10 protein-coding genes and 1 pseudogene are annotated in these 9,308 nt (G+C 44.7%); 9 read left to right on the plus strand and 2 right to left on the minus strand.

What is annotated here, in order from left to right; all coding sequences use genetic code 11:
• Window positions 1-1,048 (minus strand): annotated as a pseudogene (locus tag B3763_RS12980) (hypothetical protein); the annotation flags it as partial.
• A gap of 15 nt (window positions 1,049-1,063) precedes the next feature.
• Between B3763_RS12980 and B3763_RS12985 the strand changes: the two are divergent.
• The 8 genes from B3763_RS12985 to B3763_RS13020 all read left to right on the plus strand — a co-directional run bounded on the left by B3763_RS12985 (window position 1,064) and on the right by B3763_RS13020 (window position 8,106).
• The gene (locus tag B3763_RS12985; protein ID WP_286747091.1) at window positions 1,064-1,240 is read left to right on the plus strand and encodes a hypothetical protein; all 177 of its coding nucleotides are present in this window, start codon (window positions 1,064-1,066) and stop codon (window positions 1,238-1,240) included.
• A gap of 109 nt (window positions 1,241-1,349) precedes the next feature.
• The gene (locus B3763_RS12990) at window positions 1,350-3,065 is read left to right on the plus strand and encodes a SulP family inorganic anion transporter (protein ID WP_189629618.1); all 1,716 of its coding nucleotides are present in this window, start codon (window positions 1,350-1,352) and stop codon (window positions 3,063-3,065) included.
• Between the two features lie 90 nt (window positions 3,066-3,155).
• Entirely contained in the window at window positions 3,156-4,568 is a 1,413-nt protein-coding gene (locus tag B3763_RS12995) for an MBL fold metallo-hydrolase (RefSeq protein WP_286747093.1), read from the plus strand.
• A gap of 113 nt (window positions 4,569-4,681) precedes the next feature.
• Entirely contained in the window at window positions 4,682-5,248 is a 567-nt protein-coding gene (locus B3763_RS13000; RefSeq protein WP_286747095.1) for a YeeE/YedE family protein, read from the plus strand.
• A 12-nt stretch (window positions 5,249-5,260) separates the two neighbouring features.
• Complete coding sequence (locus tag B3763_RS13005) at window positions 5,261-5,674, plus strand: YeeE/YedE family protein (RefSeq protein WP_286747097.1); 414 nt, start codon at window positions 5,261-5,263, stop codon at window positions 5,672-5,674.
• Window positions 5,674-6,519, plus strand: a complete 846-nt coding sequence (locus B3763_RS13010; RefSeq protein ID WP_286747099.1) for a hypothetical protein — start codon at window positions 5,674-5,676, stop codon at window positions 6,517-6,519. The genes B3763_RS13005 and B3763_RS13010 overlap by 1 nt, the downstream gene beginning before the upstream one ends.
• A 74-nt stretch (window positions 6,520-6,593) precedes the next feature.
• Window positions 6,594-7,016 (plus strand): hypothetical protein, encoded by a 423-nt coding sequence (locus B3763_RS13015; RefSeq protein WP_286747101.1) that lies wholly within the window; start codon window positions 6,594-6,596, stop codon window positions 7,014-7,016.
• A gap of 46 nt (window positions 7,017-7,062) precedes the next feature.
• Window positions 7,063-8,106, plus strand: coding sequence for a c-type cytochrome (locus tag B3763_RS13020; protein ID WP_286747103.1), 1,044 nt, complete (start codon window positions 7,063-7,065; stop codon window positions 8,104-8,106).
• Here B3763_RS13020 and B3763_RS13025 read toward each other — a convergent pair whose 3' ends face one another.
• Window positions 8,107-8,487 (minus strand): hypothetical protein, encoded by a 381-nt coding sequence (locus B3763_RS13025; RefSeq protein WP_189629624.1) that lies wholly within the window; start codon window positions 8,485-8,487, stop codon window positions 8,107-8,109.
• A 395-nt stretch (window positions 8,488-8,882) separates the two neighbouring features.
• On the opposite strand from B3763_RS13025, the gene B3763_RS13030 reads away from it, so the two are divergent.
• A complete protein-coding gene (locus tag B3763_RS13030) occupies window positions 8,883-9,161 on the plus strand; it encodes a TIGR03643 family protein (protein WP_286747105.1) in 279 nt (92 codons plus the stop codon).
• Window positions 9,162-9,308 lie beyond the last annotated feature (147 nt).

The raw sequence follows: 9,308 nt of genomic DNA on the forward strand, positions 1-9,308 counted from the left end.
AGTTGCGCTTTTCTTCGGGAATATATTCTCCCAGATGGGCCCTGAGGGCTGGAGCAAAGTAATCTTTAACGCTTACTATGTCTTCATTATTCAGAAAGTTAAGCAAGCTTTTGGCCGACCGCTCGGCCATTTCATTGTAGGCTTCAGGAGAGCTTACTGCTTCGAGCTGCGGAAGAGTTCTGTTTCGGTGCTCTTCGAGCTTGAGGGAAGACCATGCTCGGGCTAGCTCTCTTTTCAACAACATTACCTCATCTTCCCAGGTCAGCGGTACTAAATGTACATTTTGTAGATACCAGGTATAGTTTTCTTTACCAATGCCGGAAGGGCCTGTTTTATTGGCTGACTCAGTCTCCAGCCATTCTGCAAAGCTATTTGTAGATGCAATGGCCTTATCTATGGCCTTGGTCAGTTCCTCGTCTGCCAGAATGCCTTCCCTTGTTTTTATGGAGGCAAGGTTGGCCGATTGTGTTTTGATGTCTCTTATACCGGCTATCCAAAGATCTCTGGCATTGCCGGTTAAGTTTTCTTTAGCTTGATCATTAAATGCAGGAATAGCCTGAATTCCTTTCAAAAAACTATCTCTCTTATCCGCACTCAAAGGAAAGTCATAAGTCCATACCTCAACGGTGCCGTGATTGGTTGGGCCTTCATGGGCAGGCACATCACTTCGTTCCATCCAAACGACTTTGTAGTAGGCTGGGTCTTTTTGCCATGGTTTCAATATGCGATGGTTAAAATCATAGCCATTCATCTCTGCCCAAACAATATGATAGTCTACCTGTTCGGAAATGCTCCAGCCCGTGGTGTCCATAGATAGTAATCGGTTTTGAAGCTTCTTGAACTCACTCCACCTCTGGTTAAAAGTGGTTTCTCTATAGTCAGGAGCCTCATTGTGCAAGGGTGGCTGCTCAAAAGTGCGCCATTTTTTGAAGAGAGCTGTCAGGTCTTTATAAGATGCCTGGATTTTTACATCGGTCTGATTTTTAGTGTTTTCACAACTTAAAAAAGAAGCAAAAATGAGAAGGAGTATAATTCTTAAGGTTGGCATAGGGTAGATTTTGCTATGATCAAGTTAAGTATTCCTGAGGCTATTAAAAATCCTTCCGGAAAATCTATGATATGCAAAAACAAGCAGGGTGACCGTGCGATTACCGAGCACCAAAAGGCAGAGATGCCGGGCACTCCGAGAGCCAATTTTGTGTGTAAAGCCACCTCCAAAGCAGAGAAAATGCTAGGTTGAGCCTTAAACCCAATGGTAGCCAGCCATGGTAGCTTCTGCCTTCCGTAACTTTAGTTACTTTTACAGCTTCTGAGCCGGCCTACTTTTGTGTCAGCTAAATCAGAATAAAGTGAAGCAGTTTTTACCAATACTTTCCTGGCTACCCAATTATAAAAAGTCGCAGTTCAACGGTGACCTGTTTGCAGGTTTAACGGTAGGGGTTATGCTTGTGCCTCAGGGAATGGCCTATGCTTTGATAGCGGGGCTGCCTCCCGTCTATGGTTTGTATGCTTCGGTAGTGCCTCAACTCATCTATGCCATTTTTGGTACCTCAAGGCAACTATCGGTTGCTCCGGTGGCCATGGATTCACTGTTGGTAGCTACGGGAGTATCGGTAATGGCCACTGAAGGCAGTGAGGCGTATATTACATATGCCATCATGCTGGCCTTTTTTATGGGAGCTGCTCAGCTTTTGCTGGGGCTTATACGTATGGGGTTTATTACCAACCTGTTGTCGAAACCTGTCATTAGTGGCTTTACCTCGGCTGCGGCACTCATTATAGGGCTCAACCAACTCAAATACATTTTGGGGGTAGAGTTAGAAAAGAGCAATCAGGTATATAAAATACTATGGAGTGCCATAGGAAAACTCAACGATACCCATAGTATTACCTTACTGATAGGCATTTTGGGTATTTTTCTTATAAAAGGCAGTAAAAAGATTAGCTCCAAATTGCCGGGGGCATTGTTGGCCGTGGTACTTGGTATTGCCGCGGTAAGCCTTTTAGGACTCGATAGCCGCGGAGTGAGTATTGTAAGAGATGTGCCGCAAGGTTTGCCGGCCCTGGTTATGCCCGACCTTTCGTTGGAGACTTTTCAAAAGTTGTTGCCACTATCGCTTACCATTGCAGTGGTGGCCTTTATGGAGGCTTTTTCTGTGGCCAAAGCCATAGAAGCTAAAAAAAGGAATTACAAAGTAGTACCCAATCAGGAGTTGGTTGCTCTGGGGGCGGCCAATATAGTGGGGTCCCTATTTCAAAGTTATCCTGTTACCGGGGGCTTTTCCCGTTCGGCTGTTAATTATCAGGCAGGGGCCAATACACCAATGGCATCCATTATTTCGGCTGTTTTAGTGGCTCTAACCCTGTTATTTCTTACCCCACTCTTTTATCATTTGCCGCATGCAGTTTTGGCTTCCATTATAATGGTGGCTGTGGCTGGGCTTATAGATCTGGGCTATGCCCGAACTTTGTGGAAAACTAACAAAATAGAGTTTGGATTGTTGTTGGCTACTTTTCTGGTCACCCTCCAATTTAGCATGGTTCCCGGTATAGTTACTGGCATAGTGCTTTCCATCCTCATTCTTTTATTCAAGGCTGCCAATCCCCATATAGCTGTGTTGGGCAGAGTAAAGGGATTGGAGGAATACCGAAATGTGAAACGATTTGTTGATGTGGAAACCTGGCCTGAACTGTTAGTCATGAGGGTTGATGCACCTTTTGCCTTTGTCAACATTCAAACCATTAAAGATAGAATACTGGCAGAGGTCCATAAAAGAGATGGCAAGCTTAAATTTGTGGTGCTCGATGCCGCTTCTGTGGCCTATGTAGATGCCACTGGTGTAATTGGGTTGAGGGAGTTGATGGATTCGTTGGCAGAAAAAGGAATACGTATTCTCTATGCAGAGGTAATTGGCCCTGTAAGAGATACTTTCTATCGAAACCGGTTGGTAGAAGGCGAAGCCAGCGAAGTGTTTTTTCTGACCACTAACGATGCGGTAAACTACTGCCTCTCCGGGGAGTATGCCAATGAAAAAGTGGCCTTGGTAACTCAGCGCAATACCTAGTGTAACTTTAGTTACCACCGATAAAAGTAGAAGATGTTTACTTTGAACTATACGAACTGAAAATTGAGTTTACAACGATAATAAAGAACAATGAAGATAGATCAGATTTACACCGGATGTTTGGCCCAGGGAGCCTACTACATTGAAAGCGATGGAGAGGTGGCCATTATAGACCCATTGAGAGAAACCCAACCTTATGTGGATATGGCTGAAAAGAATAATGCCAAAATCAAATACATATTCGAGACTCATTTTCATGCCGATTTTGTTTCGGGGCATCTCGACCTGGCGCAGAAGACAGGAGCAACCATTGTGTATGGTCCCGGAGCCACTACGGAATTTGCCATTCACCAGGCAGCGGATGGAGAAGAGTTTCAACTCGGGAAAGTGAAGATCAGAGTACTTCATACGCCTGGTCATACGCTGGAAAGTTCATGCTTTCTGTTGATTGACGAAAAAGGAAAAGAGCAGGCTCTTTTTAGTGGAGATACACTCTTTATTGGAGATGTGGGGCGCCCTGACCTTGCTCAAAAAGGTGATATTACTCAGGAAATGCTTGCCGGAATGCTGTATGACAGCCTGCGCTCTAAAATAATGACCCTCCCTGATGATGTAACTGTGTATCCGGCTCATGGTGCCGGCTCGGCCTGCGGAAAGAACATGAGCAAGGAAACAACGGATAGTCTCGGGAATCAGAAAAAAGTGAATTATGCACTTAGAGCCGATATGAGTAAAGAAGAGTTTATTAAAGAGGTGACGGACGGACTTTTACCCCCTCCTCAATATTTTGCCCAGAATGTGGCCATGAATAAATCGGCCCAAACGCATGGTGTAGACAAAATTTTAGAGCGAGGTAAGGTAGCTCTCGATGTAGAAACTTTCGAAGCCATGGCCAACCACGAAGGAGCCCTGGTATTGGATACCCGTAAACCTCAGGAGTTTGCTTCAGGCTTTATTCCCAATTCCATCTTTATTGGAGTTGACGGAAGCTTTGCCCCCTGGGTGGGTGCTCTGATCCCCGACCTGCAACAACCTATTGTCTTTATTGCCGAAGAGGGCCGTGAAGAAGAGGTAGTTACCCGTTTGTCACGAGTGGGCTACGACAACACCCTGGGTTACCTTGAAGGAGGTATCGAAGCCTGGAAAAAAGCCGGCAAAGAGGTAGATACAATCACCTCAGTGAAGGCCGAGGTGCTAAAGGAAAAGCTAGAGGAAGGTAGTGCCAACGTATTGGACGTGCGTAAGCCGGGAGAATATGAGGCCGAACATATTGAGAAGGCGAAAAACACTCCTTTAGACTTTATAAATAACGAAATGCATCGCATTGAGAAAGACACGGAGTATTACATCCATTGTGCAGGAGGCTATAGATCCATGATCTTTTCATCGATACTAAAGTCTCGTGGCTATGACAAAATTATTGATGTACAAGGGGGAGTAAAGGCCATAAGAGAAGTTGGTATTCCTCTTACCGACTATGTCTGTCCTTCTACACTCAAGTAGATAAACCGATAACAAGAACCCTCAAGGCCGGCCTGCCTACATGAACTCTTTTAGGGGCCGGCCTTGTTCGGAATTTCTTTCCAACTATTTCCAACCATTAATTTATCAATACAATGTTAGAAGCTATTAAGCAGCCATGGCCGTGGTATGTGGCCGGGCCGGTTATTGCCTTTGTCATGTTCGCCCTTATTTATTTTGGTAACAGCTTTGGCCTTTCTGCCAATTTTAGAAATATATGTTCTGTATTCGGTGCCGGTAAGTCGTGCGATTTCTTTGCCTTCGATTGGCGCAAGCAACTTTGGAACCTCGTTTTTCTTGCCGGTACGGTACTGGGAGGGTTCATTGCTTCGCAGTTCTTAATGAGTGACACCTCAGTGGCTATTTCCGATGCTACTGTGGCCGACCTTAAAGCGTTGGGTATCAGTAATCCGGGAAATGGTTTTGTGCCAGCCGATCTCTTTAGCTTTGAATCGCTACTCTCGCTAAAAGGAGTGGTGTTTTTTGTTGTAGGAGGCTTTTTAGTCGGTTTTGGTACGCGCTATGCCGGTGGTTGCACCAGCGGACACGCCATTAGTGGCCTAAGTGATTTGCAGCCGGCTTCGCTTGTTGCGGTGATTGGCTTTTTTATTGGTGGCTTACTTATGACCCACCTTTTACTCCCTCATTTACTCACGCTCTAATTCTGTTGCCATATGAAATATCTTAAATATCTGGTACTTGGGATTGTCTTTGGTATTACCCTCACTAAGGCAGAAATCATCTCTTGGTATAGAATCTATGAAATGTTCAAATTCCAGGCTTTTCATATGTATGGGGTAATAGGTTCTGCCGTAGTGCTCGGCATCATCATCACCCAAATCATAAAACGAACCCGTATGAAAACCCTGTCGGGGGAGCCTATTGTTATAAGTCCAAAGAAATTTTCAATAGCCCGTTACCTAATTGGCGGAATCATATTTGGGCTGGGCTGGGCCATGACAGGCGCCTGTCCGGGGCCAATGTTTATTTTAGTTGGTAATGGTGTATTCGTTATATTGGTAGCCATTGCATCGGGTTTGCTAGGAACCTATGTATATGGACGCATCAAGCATAAACTTCCACATTAGTGATAAAGCGATTCATTCTTTTACTGGTGCTTTTAAGCACTCCTTTTTTAGGCAAAGCGCAGAAAGAGACCAACAAATCACCTCTGTCAATTAAAGGAGTCTTGGGTAGCCGTTATATATCTACCCACAACCGTGGAGAACTGGCGGACTTCAATGCTCTGATTGGTCAGGGTATGCTGAAGGCGAGCTATAAGGCAAAGCCCTGGTTAAAGTTTTCGGCCCAGTTCAATGGGGTGTATATACCTTTTAAAGACGGGTTGCTGCGTGTAGATGCTGCAACCGGATCGGGCCCCATTTATGAGGGCAACCTTTGGAACGATAGACTTATGTCCGGCAATACGCAGTTTAGTCTTCCCGTACTGAATGCCGAACTAGAGTTTAAGAGTCAGTTTCTTACGCTGGGTCGTTTTACTAAAGAGTCGCCCATCATTAACCCGGAGCCATGGCCCTTTCCCAATGCTATGGAGGGTGTTTGGTATGAAAACTATAGTGCAGAATCTACCTCGTGGCAACTCGGAATAATCCGGAGGATTGCCCCCCGGTTTTCTGGAGCCTTTGAGGTGGTAGGGGAGAGCATTGGTGTTGGTGCAACGGGAGTGGACTTTGATGGCAATACTGCTCAATACAGAGGGCAGATCGATGCCGGGTTAATGCTCATTGCCAATGTTCAGCAACAACTCAACGAAAAGGCCTCTATGAATCTTTGGAATTACTTTGTGCCGAACGTTACCAATACTTTTATTGCTGAGTCTAAGCTCCATTTGGCTGATCCGGCCATAAACATTTCCGGAATGGCCATAGTACAAAACCGTTTAGGGATGGAGGCAATGCCGCTGAGAGCCTGACTTATCAGAGGGATGATTTAGCGTTGTATCTGGGACTCAGATTGGAAAAACATTTGGAAAAAGATGTTTTTCAGATGAACCTATCCCGGATTGGTGCGGATGGACGACTGCTGTTGCCACGGGAGTGGGGGAGAGAGCCGTTTTATACGTTTCAACGCAGAACCCGGGTTGAAGGCGCGAGTGATGTTTGGGCCATAATGCTCAAGTGGCAAAGGTCTTGGGTAACGGATAAGTCTCTCTATCGCTTCTTTACTTCTATAGGAAAAAACAAGATGCCATTGGCTACCGACTATCCGAAGAACAAATATACTTTACCATCGCATGTACACTGGGACGCTTCCCTGCGTTACCAGCCCATTGCCGGAGATGGTAAGATCACTGCAGAGATTTACCTTGCTTATCGCTTTCTGGCCGAAGACATTCAGACTAACTATAATGTCTTAATTAATCGGGCGGACTTCTTTCATGCCGACATTATTTTCAATTATAATTTCTGAGGTCTAACACTTTGAGTCTCATTTTAAAATATTGAAATTCAGGGGTATGAAAGAGTTCCGTACGGCCTTTGCTCGCATTCGTCTGTTGTTGTTGCTTTGCAGCTTACTGCTGGTAGTTGCTTTTTCTGGAATTCTGGGGGCTCAGCTGGGGTGGGCGGATGCATGGCTAAGCTATGAGAAAGCTGTGGAGCCGGAACCCTGGAGACCCAGAGACATAGCCACAGACCTGTCAGATCAGCAAGCCAATGCCGGGTTAATCAGGCTGGGGCATGACCTTATTACCCGTACACCTGAACTCATAGGTCCGTTGGCTGAGGATGTGTCTAAACGATTTGCGGGAAATAACCTAACCTGCCAGAACTGCCATCTAAAAGCAGGGACCCAAGCCGGAGCAGGGAGTTTTGTGGGAGTATATAACCGATTTCCTCAGTTCAGGGCCAGAGAAAACAAAGAGGGTTCACTCTTTGAGCGCATTGATGGCTGCATGGAGCGTAGCATGAATGGAATAAAATTGCCGGCTGATAGTGAAGAAATGAAAGCGATGGTGGCTTATATGCAGTGGTTGAGCGAAGAGGTTCCGGTGGAAGAAGAAGAAGAAAAGTATAAAGGTTTTACTACACTGGAATTACCGGAGATAAAAGCAGATTTAACTATCGGAGAAGCTGTTTTTAAACGCTATTGTGTGGCTTGTCATGGCGAAAATGGTCAGGGAATAAGAGCCGGTGAGAATACGATGTATCAGTACCCTCCGCTGTGGGGCTCCGATTCGTACAATCATGGAGCCGGTATGCATCGGGTAATTACCGCTGCTGAGTTTATTAAAGCAAATATGCCTTATTTACTGGCTACCTATGACAAACCCGTGCTTACCGATGAAGAAGCCTATCACGTGGCGGCTTACATCAATAGTTTTGAAAGACCCCAAAAACACAATGCTCAAGCCGATTTTCCCGATGTAAAATTAAAGCCTGTGTCTACTCCTTATGGACCCTGGGCTGATACTTTTCCGGCAGAGCAGCATAAATATGGCCCATTCCAACCCATAATGCGGTTTTACGAGCAACAGTATAATATCAAAAAGAACAAATGATTAGCTCATTCTTCCGCTCAGGTTGTTGACAATAAGCGGTAGACAATCGGATACGAAGCGGTCTTCTTTGCAGTAGTGGATGTCGGCAGTGCCACTGCTTTGAATTTCAGGAGGAGTGATTCCGCAGCAAACTATGATTTTTCGATTCTCAAAATTTCCAGACTCAGTAAGTTGTTTGACCAGACGATAGTTTTCGGAGCTGTTGAAGCCAACATTGAAAACATAGGTATCAAAGTCCTTTGATGACATTTGATTTTGAAGTTGACCGAACGAGCACGATTCGACCATTAATTCCGATTCTTCTAACCAATAATTCTGAATTAGCTCAGAAAAAAGCTCCCTCAGATTCTCTCGGTCTTCCACCAATAGGACTTGAGCCATAATTTTATTTTGAGTTCTTAGTTTGGTGCTTTTGCACCGTTTACGAATCTAATTCTATGTGTGACAAATAACAAAAAAATGTATGTCAAAATTTTCTTGAAAAGTGTTAAACGGCAAAAAAATGACAATGATCAGTTCGCGAGGTAATCTAAGTTGGCGAACCCGCTTACAATCAGTTGCATCTTTGCATTGTTCAAGCCACAGTCACAAACTGTAAAGTATGCTTTTGAGAACCTCTTTTGAGAGTGTACTCTAAACCGGCATTCAGGCTTAGAACGAGATGATTTTGAATATCATTGTTTAGTGATATTGGTAAGTTGATGGTTGGAAGCCCTGACGATACGCGTCAGGGTTCTTTTTTTTGAACATTTATTGAGTTACCGAATTATATAGGCATGGCTGATAATGGTAATTTGAAAGAACAAGAAATTGACAGAGTAATAGAAATGGCCTGGGAAGACCGCACACCCTTTGAGGCCATTGAGCATCAATTTGGATTGACGGAAAAAGAGGTGATTGCCTTAATGCGCAATGAGATGAAAGCGAGTTCTTTTCGGATGTGGAGAGCCAGAGTTCAAGGGCGAAAGACCAAGCATACCGCTTTACAAGCCTCCGATAAATTTAAAAGTAGTCTTCAGAGAGAGATTTCCGGAAACAAGATTAGTAAGAGGTAAATGGTTGGTTAGACCACTGCAGATGGTCGGGCCGATATAAATAGTTGCTAAGGAAGTATCACAAGGGTATTTGAGGCCTTGCCGCCATAAAAGGAAAAACCCGGAATTTCCGGGTTTTAAGTGCGCACGAGAGGAGTCGAACCTCCA

This window comes from Roseivirga sp. UBA1976 (assembly GCF_002336325.1).
GTDB classification, from domain to species: domain Bacteria; phylum Bacteroidota; class Bacteroidia; order Cytophagales; family Cyclobacteriaceae; genus Roseivirga; species Roseivirga thermotolerans.